The sequence below is a fragment of the Methanobacterium sp. genome (assembly GCA_030017655.1).
Taxonomy (GTDB): Archaea; Methanobacteriota; Methanobacteria; order Methanobacteriales; family Methanobacteriaceae; genus Methanobacterium_D.
In genome coordinates this window covers 171,658-187,284 of the sequence record JASEIM010000001.1, presented here as the reverse complement: position 1 = coordinate 187,284, position 15,627 = coordinate 171,658, and the positions used below count along the sequence as shown (strand labels likewise).

17 protein-coding genes are annotated in these 15,627 nt (G+C 30.8%); 8 read left to right on the top strand and 9 right to left on the bottom strand.

From position 1 onward, the window contains the following. Window positions 1-7: 7 nt before the first annotated feature. The gene (locus tag QMD61_00945; protein ID MDI6723192.1) at window positions 8-454 is read right to left on the bottom strand and encodes a hypothetical protein; all 447 of its coding nucleotides are present in this window, start codon (window positions 452-454) and stop codon (window positions 8-10) included. Between the two features lie 388 nt (window positions 455-842). Between QMD61_00945 and QMD61_00940 the strand changes: the two genes are divergently transcribed. After that, window positions 843-1,601 carry a SagB/ThcOx family dehydrogenase gene (locus tag QMD61_00940; protein MDI6723191.1) on the top strand — a complete coding sequence of 253 codons (759 nt, stop codon included), beginning with the start codon at window positions 843-845 and terminating at the stop codon, window positions 1,599-1,601. A gap of 709 nt (window positions 1,602-2,310) precedes the next feature. Beyond that, window positions 2,311-3,447 carry an aldo/keto reductase gene (locus QMD61_00935; protein ID MDI6723190.1) on the top strand — a complete coding sequence of 379 codons (1,137 nt, stop codon included), beginning with the start codon at window positions 2,311-2,313 and terminating at the stop codon, window positions 3,445-3,447. A gap of 12 nt (window positions 3,448-3,459) precedes the next feature. Here QMD61_00935 and QMD61_00930 read toward each other — a convergent pair whose 3' ends face one another. From QMD61_00930 to QMD61_00905, 6 genes are all read right to left on the bottom strand, one after another. Further along, a complete protein-coding gene (locus QMD61_00930) occupies window positions 3,460-3,873 on the bottom strand; it encodes a hypothetical protein (GenBank protein MDI6723189.1) in 414 nt (137 codons plus the stop codon). A gap of 176 nt (window positions 3,874-4,049) precedes the next feature. After that, the gene (locus QMD61_00925) at window positions 4,050-4,742 is read right to left on the bottom strand and encodes a hypothetical protein (GenBank protein ID MDI6723188.1); all 693 of its coding nucleotides are present in this window, start codon (window positions 4,740-4,742) and stop codon (window positions 4,050-4,052) included. A gap of 135 nt (window positions 4,743-4,877) precedes the next feature. Next, window positions 4,878-5,144: a hypothetical protein gene (locus QMD61_00920; GenBank protein MDI6723187.1), complete on the bottom strand. Its 267-nt coding sequence runs from the start codon at window positions 5,142-5,144 to the stop codon at window positions 4,878-4,880. A 342-nt stretch (window positions 5,145-5,486) separates the two neighbouring features. After that, complete coding sequence (locus QMD61_00915) at window positions 5,487-5,843, bottom strand: hypothetical protein (GenBank protein ID MDI6723186.1); 357 nt, start codon at window positions 5,841-5,843, stop codon at window positions 5,487-5,489. 129 nt (window positions 5,844-5,972) lie between these two features. After that, window positions 5,973-6,278 (bottom strand): hypothetical protein, encoded by a 306-nt coding sequence (locus QMD61_00910; protein ID MDI6723185.1) that lies wholly within the window; start codon window positions 6,276-6,278, stop codon window positions 5,973-5,975. 481 nt (window positions 6,279-6,759) lie between these two features. Further along, the gene (locus tag QMD61_00905; protein ID MDI6723184.1) at window positions 6,760-7,194 is read right to left on the bottom strand and encodes a hypothetical protein; all 435 of its coding nucleotides are present in this window, start codon (window positions 7,192-7,194) and stop codon (window positions 6,760-6,762) included. A gap of 525 nt (window positions 7,195-7,719) precedes the next feature. On the opposite strand from QMD61_00905, the gene QMD61_00900 reads away from it, so the two are divergent. The 3 genes from QMD61_00900 to QMD61_00890 all read left to right on the top strand — a co-directional run bounded on the left by QMD61_00900 (window position 7,720) and on the right by QMD61_00890 (window position 10,369). Further along, window positions 7,720-8,712, top strand: a complete 993-nt coding sequence (locus QMD61_00900) for a transglutaminase-like domain-containing protein (GenBank protein MDI6723183.1) — start codon at window positions 7,720-7,722, stop codon at window positions 8,710-8,712. A gap of 47 nt (window positions 8,713-8,759) precedes the next feature. Beyond that, window positions 8,760-9,125, top strand: a complete 366-nt coding sequence (locus tag QMD61_00895) for a PepSY domain-containing protein (GenBank protein ID MDI6723182.1) — start codon at window positions 8,760-8,762, stop codon at window positions 9,123-9,125. 218 nt (window positions 9,126-9,343) lie between these two features. Further along, entirely contained in the window at window positions 9,344-10,369 is a 1,026-nt protein-coding gene (locus tag QMD61_00890) for a trypsin-like peptidase domain-containing protein (GenBank protein ID MDI6723181.1), read from the top strand. 11 nt (window positions 10,370-10,380) lie between these two features. Here the strand turns inward: QMD61_00890 and QMD61_00885 are convergent, their stop codons facing one another. Further along, window positions 10,381-10,662, bottom strand: coding sequence for a cyclase (locus QMD61_00885; protein MDI6723180.1), 282 nt, complete (start codon window positions 10,660-10,662; stop codon window positions 10,381-10,383). Window positions 10,663-10,941: 279 nt separating this feature from the next. Here QMD61_00885 and QMD61_00880 point away from each other — a divergent pair, with 279 nt between their 5' ends. The 3 genes from QMD61_00880 to QMD61_00870 all read left to right on the top strand — a co-directional run bounded on the left by QMD61_00880 (window position 10,942) and on the right by QMD61_00870 (window position 14,672). Next, complete coding sequence (locus QMD61_00880; protein MDI6723179.1) at window positions 10,942-11,289, top strand: metalloregulator ArsR/SmtB family transcription factor; 348 nt, start codon at window positions 10,942-10,944, stop codon at window positions 11,287-11,289. Between the two features lie 78 nt (window positions 11,290-11,367). Further along, entirely contained in the window at window positions 11,368-13,743 is a 2,376-nt protein-coding gene (gene lon, locus QMD61_00875; protein MDI6723178.1) for an endopeptidase La, read from the top strand. Between the two features lie 299 nt (window positions 13,744-14,042). Beyond that, window positions 14,043-14,672: a zinc ribbon domain-containing protein gene (locus tag QMD61_00870; GenBank protein ID MDI6723177.1), complete on the top strand. Its 630-nt coding sequence runs from the start codon at window positions 14,043-14,045 to the stop codon at window positions 14,670-14,672. A gap of 204 nt (window positions 14,673-14,876) precedes the next feature. Here QMD61_00870 and QMD61_00865 read toward each other — a convergent pair whose 3' ends face one another. After that, entirely contained in the window at window positions 14,877-15,443 is a 567-nt protein-coding gene (locus tag QMD61_00865) for a TetR/AcrR family transcriptional regulator (GenBank protein MDI6723176.1), read from the bottom strand. Window positions 15,444-15,627: the final 184 nt, after the last annotated feature.

The following is a 15,627-nucleotide window of genomic DNA, read 5'->3' as shown; positions in this document are numbered from 1 at the left end:
TATTCACTTATTTAGAGTTTAGCATTTCTATCTTGTTTATCAGCTGCTCGTTCTTTATTTTAAATATACTCAATGCTTTTTTGTTATTGTTGTTATATTTTTCCAGTGTTTCTGAGATATCAGTTGCTAATTTAGAATAATCAGCTTTAAATGTCAGTAATAACTTTTCCAGCTTTTCTAAATCTTTTATTTCATCGCTTTTTGGACTGAATAGTTTTGCTGTTTTAAATCTGTGGTTTCCAATATTTTGAATTTCCTTGCCTAAACCTTCTAATTTAAATATAGATGCATAGAACTCATTGAGTTTTTCAGATTTTTCCATCAGTTCTTTTAATTCTCTTATTTCTTCCAGTTTATAATCTATTGCTTTAACTACATGGGACTCCTTTTTCTGTCCAATAGATCCTCTTATTCCGCTATTATTTTTTTCAACAATTTCATTTTTGGTTTCCACATTTATCAAACCCCCTTAATGGCACATTTATGATAAAATGCTAATTAACATCTTTTTATTATACAAACATGAATTATATCCTTATAAATGATCTCTATACTGATATGTGGCCGTATATTCTTCGTAGTTGAATATTTTACTTAACTTTATCATGAAATTATTAATCTGCTTTCCCTTTTTAAATGATTGATATTCATTTTTATCCTGTTATGTGGGGTAATATATTATGTTATTATATTTATCCTTTGTGTTTTTGACCCGATTACTGATTAAAGGAACAGAATTAACATATAGATTTATAGAACATTACAGAATTCAAAAAAAATTAAATTATTTCTAATACTATTAATCATATTATTAATATAAAATCTACAAAGGGGAAAATAAAATGAATGACGATAATAAAGAATTGTTGAATAAACACCGTTATTTTTTAAAAGACAGCATAAGGAAAACCATAAATTTTGCATATACCGATCAAAATCAGGGGATCAGACCACCACCTATAGAAAAGCCCTATTCACCAGATAAACCCCGAATTGAACTTCCTAAAATAGACTGGAGCCAAATGTATAACATAAACTTAGTAAATGCAATTGGGAATAGAGAAAGCAGACGAATGTATTCCCCTGAGCCATTAAGTTTAGAAGAATTGTCATTCTTGCTCTGGGCAACTCAGGGAGTCCGATTTATTAGTGGAGTTAATGCTTTCCGTACTGTTCCATCAGCAGGCTGTCGTCACGCTTTAGAAACTTATCTTGCCATTTTTAACGTAGAAGATGTTACTCAGGGTATTTATCGTTATTTACCATTATCCCATGAGCTGATTTTTGAATTTGAAGAGGAAGGTTTAAAAGAAAAGGTAATAAAAGCCACTATGGGTCAAACATTTGCTGGAAGGGGTGCTTTAACATTTATATGGAGTGCAATCCCCTACAGAATGGAATGGCGTTACGGATTAGCATCATACAAAGAAATTGCACTTGATGCAGGACATGTAGGTCAGAACCTTTATTTAGCATGTGAAGCAATAGGTGCGGGGACATGCGCCATTGCAGCTTACGATCAGGAATATCTGGATAATTTACTTCGTCTGGATGGTGAAGACGAATTTGCCATATACATTGCCCCTGTTGGGAAAATTTGACTAAAAATAGACTTTTAAGATAATAATTTCAATAAATCTTTTTATTCAGTTTATTTTTCATTTATAATAATGATTTAACTTTTAATAATTGTTTAAATTAATTTATATATATCTATAATTGAAATTAAAGTTTTTTATAGTTTTTTTAATTAAATATTTCATTATTAAGTTTAATTTTTATGGATAGTATAATTAAATAAAATATTTTTTTATTTGCATTTGTTTCAACAACATGTATTAACAGTAAATTGATATTAAAATATTAATTTTTTTTACACTTGAAATGTATGTCATTATTAATAATTTAGTATTATATTTAATTTTATTTTATTGAGCATAATTTAAATCATCACATATTTCATTATTTTTCCATATTTTTAAATATTATTCCATAGATTATGTGAATGATAATTTTGATAACAATTAATGGATTATTAAATAATATAACGAAAAAAATAAGGTAAAAAAGTAACACCTTTTTTACACTTGAAATGTATGTCGATATTACTAAAAAAGTATTACTATTATCTGATTTTTTATAGTAAAAAATACATCAAATGCAAAATCAGAATTTAAACAATTAACAAATAATAAATAGATTAAACTAATAATCATGTAAGTTACAGTCAGATTTATGTCAAATTAACCTCAAAATAATATTGTTTAAGCCATTGCAGATTTTCTGAAAATTACTAAAAAGAGGATCTTTATGCTATACAGAAAGCTTGGATCAACCGGTATAGATGTTTCAATACTTGGATTTGGCTGCATGCGCCTTCCAGTAATTAATGGGAATCAAAGCCACATAGATGAAGAAAAAGCCCGGAAAATGCTTTATTATGCAATTGATAACGGAGTAAACTACCTGGATACAGCTTATCCATACCACAACGGTGCCAGCGAAAAATTTCTTGGCAAATCGTTAACAGAGGAATACCATGAAAAGGTTTATATTGCAACCAAAATACCAAGCTGGAATATAAAAAGCAGAGAAGACATGGATTATTATCTGGATAAACAGTTAGAAAGACTTCAAAGTGAAAAAATTGATTTTTATCTTGTTCATTCTTTAAACAAGAATTACTGGCCACAACTGGAAAAAGCAGGTGTTCTTGAGTTTCTGGATGATTTAAAAGCTGATGGGCGAATAAAATATAATGGTTTTTCATTTCATGATGATCTGGAATTTTTTATGGATATTGCAGACATCTATGACTGGGACATCTGCCAGATCCAGTACAACTTCATGGATGAAAACTATCAGGCAGGTAGGGAAGGTTTAAGGTATGCTTCATCAAAGAACATGGGAATCGTGATTATGGAACCTCTTAGAGGGGGTGTACTGGCCAGTTACGTGCCTGAAGATGTGCAATCTGTATGGGATGAAGCAGAAGTCAAAAGAAAACCTGCAGAATGGGCATTCAAATACTTGTGGGATTATCCAGAAATTGACGTTGTTTTAAGCGGCATGTCAACCCTTGATCAGGTTAAAGAAAACATTGAATACGCTTCCCAAGGATATCCTGATTCTTTAAGTGAAGATGAAAAATTACTAATTAAAGAAGCATGTAGCGCCTACCGTGAAAACAGAGGTGTTGACTGCACTGCCTGCGGATACTGCATGCCCTGCCCGGAAGGTGTGAATATTCCGGATTGTTTCATGTACTATAACTATGCCACCATGCTCAATGACCCTGAAAATGCAAAAATGCATTATATGACTATTTTAAAGAACGAAGAAAAGGCATCACGCTGTATTGAATGCGACGAATGTGAAATGATATGTCCGCAGATGATTGACATAAAAGAAAAGCTTAAAGAAGTTGTTAAAGCCTTTGGAAGATAAAAAAAATAAAATTTAATGTATCTGTGATCTGTAAAAACTCCAGTAGTATCTGTAAGCGCTTAATCTGGTCCTATCATATGAAATAATTGTTCCCGGGGCTAATTCACTGTCGGTCCAGTCTTTGATTTTAATTCTTTTTCTGGAAACTTTGCTAAGTGTTATAACATGATGCCAGCTTACCACATATCTTCCAGTATCTGGATTTTTAATGTACGTTGTGGAATATATTTTCAGATAATTTCTGTTGAACTTGTATGTTTTCCATGATATCTTCATATCACCAAACTGCTCGCTGGATATGAATTTTGTTCCTTTATCCACTAATTTTAAAGCCGATACTGGTTCTGCAAGTTGAAAGCTAAATAGAACCATGAAAAGAAGTGCTACTGCAGCGAATACTTTCTTATTTATATTTCCACCCCCCATGTGATTATAATCCCAGTATGATTACTATGTTAAAAAGTTAATAAAATAATTTTTTAAAAATAAATTCCGCTAAGTATTTATAAGAAAATTAAAATACCGATATTTTTACTATTTTTCATCTAATTCATTGATTGTACTTTTGGCAAAATAAGTGATTTAGATAAAATATTAACACTTCATTCATATCCTATCAAATTTAAAAGATTACCCAAATATTCCTTATTCTCAATAAATCTCGGCGGAATGCTTCTTTGAATCGAACCTTTAATTCCAAGTAATTCTTCCATATCTTTTGATACGGCGTGGTAAGTTCTTCCAATCTTATTCAATCTCTTTTTACTGATTAGAATAGCTTTATCCAGTAATCTACTCTTGTTTTTATCTCCAACAACAATTACCAGATCATCCAGATCGTTTTTTCTTTTAATATGAGGATTATTAAAATATCTTTTACTGTATTTTTCCTTTTCTTTATTAGAACAGTTCTTAAAATCAACGATTTCCCAGACAGTGAAATAACCAATTATATACAGGGCTTCATCGTATAATTTATGCTTAAATGGAGTTAGGCCTGCATAAAATACCAGTAAATCTCCTTTATTTAACTTTAAAATTGATTTTGCTTTAGAACCTTTATCTCCATATGTAAATGTTTCAAATTCCGGATCAAAATGTATTTTTCTATTTTTGACCTTTTCTGGAAGATATTGGGATAAGCATATACCTTTGCAGCCTTTAATACTGCCATAAGTCCTATTTTCATCTGTTTCATCAGATTCTGATAAGGGAATATATTCGAAGGTACCATCACTAAAAATAGGTGCGAGACATCCATCGGTGCCTTTATCTATTCCAACCCGGAGAAGCATTGCTTTCAACTATTTTCCTCCAAAAAAAGTAAAAGTTACTTAATAATTTAAAAATAAATGGTCTGATAGCTTCAAATATACAATAATTAATTTAAAAATAACTTGATTAAATCCGATGCGTTAATTAAAAAAAATTCAAGCTTCAATTGGGATTTTCCAGAGATAACCCACCTTTCTGGCTTTTTTGTTTACTTTGCCTTTTTTTGGCTTTTCAACCAGAGCTTCGCTGCCTTCCCAATTTTCCACTGTTTTATCAAGATATTCGGCAATTTTTTCGCTGTATACTTTAGTTCCTATGGTGTACTTATTAATTCCATTGTGAATGTAACTTATTCCTTCCCCTTCTTTTTCCATTACCTTTGATATTTCCATTAACTTTTGATAAAATTTTTCAGATACCATATTAAATCTCCTCTTCTTTTTTGAGGGCAGGCCTTTATTATTTTGCTCAATCATGAATTTGCTGAGCTGAGTTATTGTAAATTTTCCATATTTCCATCAATATTATTAGATTCTAACTGATAGAAATATGATATTCCTCATTTATCCTGTCTTCTTAATTTAATGAAATTAAGTTAAATCATTAAGTGCCTTTTCCACAAATCATATCAATTATAATTATATTGTTTTACTTCTCCTTAATATTATCTATTTAATATTTTGTTAAATACTCAATAATAGAGTTTAATTTAGTCTATAATCCATTGATTAAATTTATTTTTAATAATTGAATATAATTAAGTTTTAATATTTTATGGCCTTATTAAGCCTGCTTATCATATATCCAATTCCTTTGCAGCCTTCTAATGGATTATATACATATTTATGTGGAAAGATTGATTTAATCAGATTTGTATAATATTTTCCGCCCAAAACTATTATTTTATTATATTCTTTTAACGCATCATCCTCTGCCTGAATCTTCAATTCATCAACAGATATTGGTTTCGAATTTTTATTATGAAAACAGGCCTCATATGGTGCGGGAACAATATCATCCCCTTTCATGAAACCGTATTCTGCAGATAGTATTCTCCAGGAATAAGGATAGAGTTTTTCAGCATATTCAATGCATTTTTTGGAAAATATGCCAATATACATATCTCTGACCCTAACTGGGCCATAATCGGGTTGTTTATCCCATATTTTCAGTTTTCCACTGCTTACAACGCATAAAGTATTTGATCTCATTACTCTAAATTTAAAAAATAAATGAAAGTCTGTTTAAAATTATATTTCAATCTCTATGGCTGATTTTGGCAGCCAGACTTCGTCCTGTTCCAGTTTTATTAATATTGCTTTTTTTGTTTCTTTTTTAATTATGCCCACGATTTCACTGGATAATCCCTTGTTGGTTGCAAGCCATTCTGGTAATGTTATAACTGCCATCTCTCCCTCTTCTCCTGGTTTTAATTTTCCTTTTTCAAGCTCTCTCGCTATGGAAAGGTTTTTTAAGTCGATTTTAATTGTTTCTCCCTTTTTAATGTCTTTCTTTGCGATTATTTTTCCATCTCTTGTAATAAATGCATCTTCCATGAAATCACCTTAATCTGTTTTTAAATTCTGTATAGGCTATAATTTTCATATTATTAACTTTAAACGGCCTATATTTGAAATATGTTCCTGATAACTTGTTTAAAAATAAAATTTTCTCACTTTACTTAAGAATATTATGAGTTAAGATGTATATAACCTTTTGTATTAACAAATATTCATTTAAATATGTTTTTAGGAATACTAGTCATAAATATGTCGTATTTAAGCGAATAAAAACAATTTAACCATGAAAAACCGAAAATAAACCTCCTAAGTCCATAATAAATTAAAGGATATTTAGATATATCAACCTAATAATGTTATCCCAATTGATAAAATAATGTTTATTTAAGTGCTAAATAAAATTAAAAGTTACCATAAACGTTTAATAAGGTTTTATATTGATTAAAATCGTTAAATTATATTGGATGTTTAAAATTCTTATTATTAAATTTAGAGAAAGATTGTATAAAACTTTTTATCAATATTTAATTGTTTCTTCACTCTCTTTATCATAATAAAATTCTTTTTTGCATTTTTCACATAAATATACGTCGAAAGAATTAGATATGCTTAAAGATTGATTTGAAATATCTGAATCTATCATTTTTACATTTTCTGAACTGCAATAAGGACATTTAACATCATAAAAACCTGCAGGGTCAAAAACAGAAGAAGCAGCAGAAAAAACTACAATACCAACCAGGACCATCATAAAAATCATAATTATGGGAATATAATTCTTTGAAGTTAAATTTTCAAGTCTTTTAGGTTCTTTTCCTAATTCAGACGATTTTTTCAAATTTTCAGCATCTAACATGCGTAATTTTCCACCACAGGAACATTTGTTATACTTGTTTACAGATTTATCTTTCCTATAATATCTTCCACATTTATCACAGACAAGATCTGGCATGAAAACACCAATAATTGTTTAGAAATATCTATTTTTATCATTTACAATTTTTAATAATTCATTTATTAAAACATTACTTTAATCCTATAGATAATATGAAACCCATTTTGATATATTACATACAACCTTTTTATTAAAATCATTTAAAGCGAGTAGTTACTTTAATAAACCATTATTAAGCATTATTTGATGAGTAGAGCGTTGATACTTATATTGAAATGACTGTGATTATGCCTTTTTTTGCAGAATAATGTTTTAAATAACTCAATTGATTAAAAATATTAACTGAGAAAGCTCCTCCAAAATACCAATAATAGATATCCACACAGCATGCCCTAAATCCCAAAAAGAGCAATATAAGTGCCTTTTTTTTAAATTTTAACCAAAAGGTTTAAATATGATAATGTCAAATTATGCCCTATCCCCGAAAAATACCCTTAAAGGGTATTTTTACCATAGGGAATCGGAGGCGGTATAATTTCGAAAAAACTGTTATTTACAGTCCTATTAGCTGCCAGCATATCAATGACTGGCATAGCTGGTGTAAACGCATCAGAAGTAGGTGATGCGCATAAAAAGGTTGATAATACAGATTATGTGCAAAATATAAATAATGAAGTAAATAATTCAAATATTTCAAAACATTCAGCCAGAACGCAAAAAAAGGCTGATGAAATTGGTTTTAAAAAATCAAAAAAACACAAAAAAACTTTTAAAACAAACAAAAAAGCAATAAAAGAAGAAAAACCTAAAAGGGTTTTCTATTCAAAAATTACAAACAAAACAGAAAACATTGAAAAATCAGTTGAAACCGATAAAGAAACCATTGAAAATTCAACTAATTCAGGAAATATTCAGAATCAAAATAAGATACAATTCAATTCATGTAATAAAAATACTACCAAATCGAATATTCAGGCAGATCCTTATATAGAAAAAGAAAATTCCAATGATTCACAATTGACCGATTACCTCGAACAATTCAATGAGAATGATAAAGCATTAATAGGAACTAATGTATCGAATGATGAACCAATGGCAGCGGGTGGAGTTACAACTGCAAGTTTACAGTCTTATCTTGTACAAACCAGATATTGTGAAGTAACTTCTCAAACAATAAAAAACACAGCTGCAACACTAACCAAAGGAAAAACATCAACATATGCTAAAGCAGTAGCAATTTTCAACTATGTAAGGGATAGAACAAGCTATTCATTCTATTATAACACCAAAAAAGGTGCATTAGGCACACTTACTTCAAAGAGTGCAAACTGTTGTGACCATACACATCTTTTAATCGCTCTTTTAAGAGCTGCAGGAATACCTGCAAAATATGTATATGTGAGCGCTAGATTTACAAGCGGTAACGTATACGGCCACGTCTATGCAAATGTATGGGTGGACGGTAAATGGTATTCAGCAGATGCAACAAGTAACAGCAATACATTTGGTGTTATAAAAAACTGGAATATAAAAACATGCACATTAAAAGGTACATATGCATCATTACCTTTCTAATACCAATGAATCACTAAATAAATGAGTACAATTAAGAGGTAGTAAAAATGATTAAAAAATCAATAATTGGGCTAATTGCAATAATTGCTGCAGTTGGCCTTGTATTTGCGGCATATGGGGATGGGACCAATAATAGTTCCAGTGACAAATCCGTTAATACTGAAAAAAAGAGTTCAGTTGCTAAAAATAGTGCAACTCCCAGTACCAATCAGATATCCAAAGAAGAAGCTCAAAAAATAGCTCAAAAATACATTGAAGAACCAGGAGCAAAGGCAGGTAAAGCAAAATTAAGTAAAATAGACGGTGAAGATATTTACATCGTACCTGTCATATATAACGGAAATACAGTGGGAGAAATACATATCAGCGCCAAAACAGGGAAAAATCTGGGAGGGGCTGGAGGAGTATCTTAAAATCTCCTCTCCTTTAATTTTTTTTGCTTAAAACCAATTTATTTAAATATAAATCAATTTTTCTTTAATTATAAAATAATCCATTTAGATATGTTCACTTTTTAAAGCTATTAAATACATCTATAAATTTGTAAGAATTTTAAAAGAGAAAATATTAAATTTCTGTTCCCACATAGTTAATAATAATATTATATTTTTTATTAATAATGAGGGGCAGAATGACACCAAATAAAAAAGTAATATTGATATTTGTTACTATTTTAATTACTATATCTGGAGTTACATTATTCAATTATAATAATAATGACTCTTTTTCAAATGACCCCTCAACTTCAACCGTTTATATCGAAAATGGAGTGTCAGGCATTGTTACAATTACAGATCCCTTTTTAAATAAAACTTCCCAAATCGAAATTGATTATTATCCCCTTTGTACAGGTTCGGGAGTAATTATAACCAGCGATGGCTATATAATAACTGCTTTTCATGTTATTGGAGATCCTAAGACTTCCAGTGAACAAAATAAGGCCAAAAAGATGGAAAATTATGATACAATATATTATTTAGAAAAAGCAGCTGTAAATGACTACATCTCGCATATTAATCCCCAATTAGGAAATCAGTTAATCCATAACAGCACTGAAAACCCCCAATATCATGATGTAGCAGATATAGACATGGTAATGACATATCTTAGACAAAAAAACCTAATGAATGCAAAATCAGCTAAACAGGTTATTAAAGTCAAATTACCTCCTTCTGCAGGTATTAATTCTATCCATCCTTATAATGCTCATATAATTGATGTGGGGGATCCAGATAAAAATGAAGATATGGCTCTTTTGAAAATAGATCCAGTTAAAAATTTACCCACACTTGAAATTACTTCTAAAAAGCCAATTATAGGCGACACCCTTCGTATTTATGGTTATCCTGGCAATGTAAGGATGCATAATTCAGTGAAAAATTCTTTAACCCCCTCTTCATCATCTGGTTTTCTAACTGCCACAAAGCCCAATATCAAAGGTACAGTTTATTATCAAACAAGTGCCCCTACAGCTAAAGGTTACAGCGGAGGTCCAGTTATAAATAACCAAAATAAGATTGTTGGCATTATAATTTATGGAATTGAAAAACATTCTTACCTGGGAAAGCAATTTAAGTCAGAATCAAGCCTTTTCATATCTTCCAGACATTTAATAAACATCTGCAAGGAAAATCATGTTAGCTGCTATAGTGAATGATATACTTTAGATTAGGCTGTTGTTTTTCCTATGCCTTCCAGATAGTGGATTTCAGGATTTTCAACTCCTGCTTTTTCCATTCTTTTTCGTGTTTCCTCTGATCTGTAAAATTTCCTTGCATTATCCAGATCATCCCATTCAAATAAAATCACAATTTCATCGGGATCATCTGTTCCCTTAAGAACATGACCCCCTTTAGAACCGTTATTTTTACGATTTTCCATGTTTTCATCGTAAATACGTTTCCATTTATCATAATCTTTAATTTTATGTCTTACAAGAACATAATGCATGGATTCACCCCAACTATATATTATATAATACTTTATAAGTATTTATTATTATATTTATTGGATATTAGTCACCTTTCCTTACATTAAAAAGTGCATATAAAAAATTTTTTATGAATTTAAAAGACATTACGGGTAATTTATAACATTTAAATAATTAAATTCATTTTTTATTTAATTTGAATCATTATTAGCTATTTTGCATTGTATCTTTTAAATAATTAAAAAAATTTCTTCATGAAGTAGAAAAGTATATAAGTATATTCTTATATACCTATAGCCATGTTGAGGATAAAATCTGAATATTGCTGTGATTTATCTGAAGAATTAGAAGAACTATTCAAGGCCCTCAGCAACATTAATCGCCTGTTATTAATTTATAAAATGACGTCAGGAGAATTAGAAAAGGTTAGTGTTACCCAAATGGCACAAATAATGGGGTTAACCCAGCCAGCAGCATCACAACATCTGAAAATACTGAAAACCGCAAAGATTCTCAGAGCAGAAAAAAAGGGCAACTACATTTACTACACATTCAACAAAACTGAAATGATAAATCACAAACAAAAGATTGATTTTTTATTTGGCTGCGTTTTATCCAAATGCAATAAAACTGAAAAGAGTGAATAAGCTCTATAAACCATTATTATTAAATTCAAAAGATTACCCAGAAAATTAAGCAAATTATCCAAACCCAAAAGTGATAATATGAATGAAATGAACGTTAATAAAGAATTATCTGTAGTAGTCATTCCAGATACTGTCTTATTACATAAAACTAACATGAATCTTAAAATTGATAAAAAAACTGGCGGCGAACTCTACAACAGGGTGGCCAGAGATGATTTCTACGGCATTGCCGTTGCTGTTAAGGAAATAGAAGATGAATCATTATACATAGATGAAGATTTATACAAAACAGGGACACTCATCAAAATTAACAAAGTCAAACAGCATAAGCATTTTTACCATATAAACGTTGAAATTATAGAAAGAGCAAAAATAGAAGAATTTATCCCTGATGGTAGAAATTACAGGGCAACCTACAACCTAATCCCTGATATAATTGATTTAGATCCACAGGATCAACAAGAAATAATCGATAATATAAAAGACTTAGTATCAGAAATCAGTGAAAACTTTAAAGGCTCAAAAGCTTATGTTGAACATGTAAATAAACAAAAGGACCTCACAAAGATTATTGCCTATGTATTCCAGTATGTAAGAATACCTGTTCCAGAAAAACAGGAATTACTGGAAATGCGTTCACTAAAAGAAAAAAGTCTAAAATTCCTGGACATTCTAATTGAACAAAAGGAATCAATAAAATTACAGATGGAGATGGCTGCTAAATTCAACGAAGAAATGAACAAAAGAAACAGAGAAGTCATGCTTAAAGAGCAGCTTAAAGCCATTAAAGAAGAATTAAATGAAGTAGAAGGAGGTACAGGTAAGAAAGATTACAGGGAATTAATTGAAGCAGCGAATATGCCCGAAGATGTTAAAAAAGTGGCATTAGAAGAAGTGGATAAGCTGGAAAGGCAGGGGCCTCACAGTTCAGAAGAAAATGTAATCAGAAACTATCTTGAACTGCTGGTAAACCTTCCATGGGGTCCAAGTAAAGTTAGAGACATAGATATCGAAGCTGCAAGGAAATTACTGGATGAACAGCACTATGGACTTGATAAAGTTAAAGATAGAATTATTCAGCACATGACAGTGATGAAGCTAAAACAAAACAAACAGGGATCTATCTTATTACTTGTAGGGCCTCCAGGAACAGGTAAAACAAGCTTAGGAAGAAGTATCGCTGAAGCACTGAAAAGAAAATATGTTAGAATTAGTCTTGGTGGTGTTAAAGACGAATCTGAAATTAGGGGGCACAGAAGAACCTACTTAGGTGCATTACCTGGCCGTATTATTCAGGGGATGAAACGTGCTGGTGAGAGAAATCCTGTATTCATCTTGGATGAAGTGGATAAACTAATGGCATCCTATAGTGGTGATCCAGCAAGCGCATTACTGGAAGTATTAGACCCTGAACAAAATAACACCTTTTCAGACCATTACTTAGAAGTTCCATACGATTTATCTGATGTATTCTTCATTGCAACAGCAAATGACATAAGAGGTATTCCAGGACCGCTGAGAGACCGTATGGAAGTCATTGAAATTGGTAGTTACACCAGCCATGAAAAATTCCATATTGCCAGAAATCACCTAGTAGACCTGGTACTTGAAGACAATGGATTAGATGAAAGCCAGATTCAAATTGAAGATGATGCAATAAAAGCCATTATCGAAAAATATACCAGAGAAGCAGGAGTAAGAGGACTTAAACGCCAGTTATCTGCGGTTGCCAGAGTTGCTTCAGAAAAAATCGTGCTGGGAAAAGTGGAATTACCATATGTAATTAAAGAAGATATGTTATATGACATTTTAGGTCATGAACTCATCCCATACCAGCAAGCAGGTAAAAACAACCCTCCAGGAGTTGTAACAGGTCTTGCATGGACACCTGTAGGTGGAGACATACTGTTCATTGAAGGTGCCTTCATGCCCGGAACAGGGAAATTAACCCTAACCGGTCAACTGGGCGATGTAATGAAAGAATCTGCAAAGATTTCACAGTCACTCATCCGCTCAAGGCTTGCCTTTAACATGAAACATGTTGAATTTGACAAAAAGGATTTACACATTCACGTTCCATCTGGTGCAATTCCAAAAGACGGACCATCTGCAGGAGTAGCGCTATTAACCACCATAGCATCTCTTGTAACCGGCCAAGAAGTGGATCCAAAGCTGGCAATGACCGGTGAAATCTCACTTAGAGGAGCAGTTTTACCAGTTGGCGGGATAAAAGAGAAAGTTCTTGCAGCCCATCGTGCTGGAATAAAACGTGTGATCCTGCCAAAAGATAATGAAAAGGATTTAGATGACATTCCAGAAGATGTCAAAGATGAATTAGAATTCATTCTGGTTGAAACTGTGGAAGATGTCATAAAAGAAACTATTGGCATTGAATTACCAAAGCCGATGATGATTGAAATGAAAACAGGCCCTTTAAGGGGTGCTGGAGCCTAAAATACCTGTATTAAGGTTATTTAGCTCCTTAATGAATTATTCCTATCCAACCTCAAACTTTTTAGGGTTGGATAGATTATTATTTTTAGCCTAATTTTACATTGAATTTTTAATTATTGCTAATATCTTTTTTTGAGATATAATTACACATTTAATCTTATTTTATACTTTAATTCTTATTACTATTTGGAAATTGAATCTTAAGAATAAGTTATATAAATAAAATAACATAAACCAAATTATGCATTCATTTAACACATTTATAGATCTCCAAGTGACTAAGGAAGAGGTGAAAAATCATGGTTTCAAATGAAGAAATAAAGAGAAGGCTTGAATTAAAAAGAAAAGGTATAGAACCAGATAAAAAATCATCTTCAGATGTTTATAAACCCCCCATAAAATCCAGAACCCCCGTGAAATTGGGAACACCAAATAAAAAGGAAATTTCTTGCCCCAAATGTGGAGCCATGAATTTTGAATCCTCTAAATTCTGTATTAGCTGTGGAAATAAATTAAAAAAAGAAAATAAAGTAGAGATAAAAGAAATTAAATCCAAATCAATTATTTGCCCTGACTGCCAGACTGAAAATGCGGAAAATTCCAGATTCTGCATTGGATGTGGAAAATACTTAAAGGATACTCCAGCCGAAGTAGCTGAAGAAGATATAAAAGAAATTACTGTAAATAACGAAGTTGAACATGAAAAATCTCCCGAAGAGACAGATTTATTAGAAGTATCCCAAGAAACTGATGATAATGCGGATGAAGAGCTGGATTTATCTAAAGATACTAAAGAGAGCTATACCGAACTTAAAAAAACAGATTTCTTTGAAGAAATAAAAAAAGCGAAAGAACTACTGGATTTGGGTGCGATTACAGAAGAAGAATATGAAAAAATTAAAAATAGCTATTTAAAACAGTTTGAATAATTATTATTTTTTTACAAATACTTTAAATACAGTTCTATTATCTCCATTACCATACTTTATCCTTTTCTTATCTTCCAAATAATCTTTGATCTTCTTAGTTTATTTTTAGTCTTCTGAATTATGGGCATCGCTAATTTACCCCATAATTCCAGGTTTATCCTATAAATATTATTCATCTTTCTCTTGGTTGTGTAATGAAGTATTTTATTTCAATTCAAAGTATTTAGCAGAACAATTAATGAATTCTTTTATCAATTCGTCTCTGTTAAGAGAATTTTGCCCCCTATATTTATCTAGAACAATGAAATAGGAAAAAGTAATTAAATTAAAGGCAAAAAATTTGAGATCTATATTGCTGTTTTGAAAGATTTTTAAATTTGCCATATTTTCTCCCATTTTAGAGAAAAAAATACTATTTGATCCCTTCATTACTGGAAATATTTCTGGATTTCCCTGAACTAAAATACTAATACATTCAAAATTCCTATCAATTAAATCAATAACGCCTTCTATAAAGGATTTCAGGAAATCCCTCGGGTCTTGTATATCTTCAAATATGAAGATTGAATCAAGATCATTTATAATTTTCTCCCTGTTTTGAAGGAGAACCATGTTAAAAAGATTTTCTTTGCTTTTAAATTTCCTGAACAATGTCATTTCGCTGAAACCTGCTTCTTCAGCTAAAGCCTTGGTTGTTGCACCGGTATATCCTCTTTCTGCAAAAATTTTTAATGCAGTGTCCATTATTTTTTGTTTAGTTTTATCTGTCATGATCTTCAATCTCCCGAATTATACAGGATATATTAACTCAATTAGTCAAATTCAATAAATATAATTAAAATTAACTCTCAATTCACTGCAACCTAATTAATGCCATTATTTATAATTAAATTATAAATGCTTATAAATATATTTTTTTTATGCCATTCACAAATAAATATAATATTATATTTAT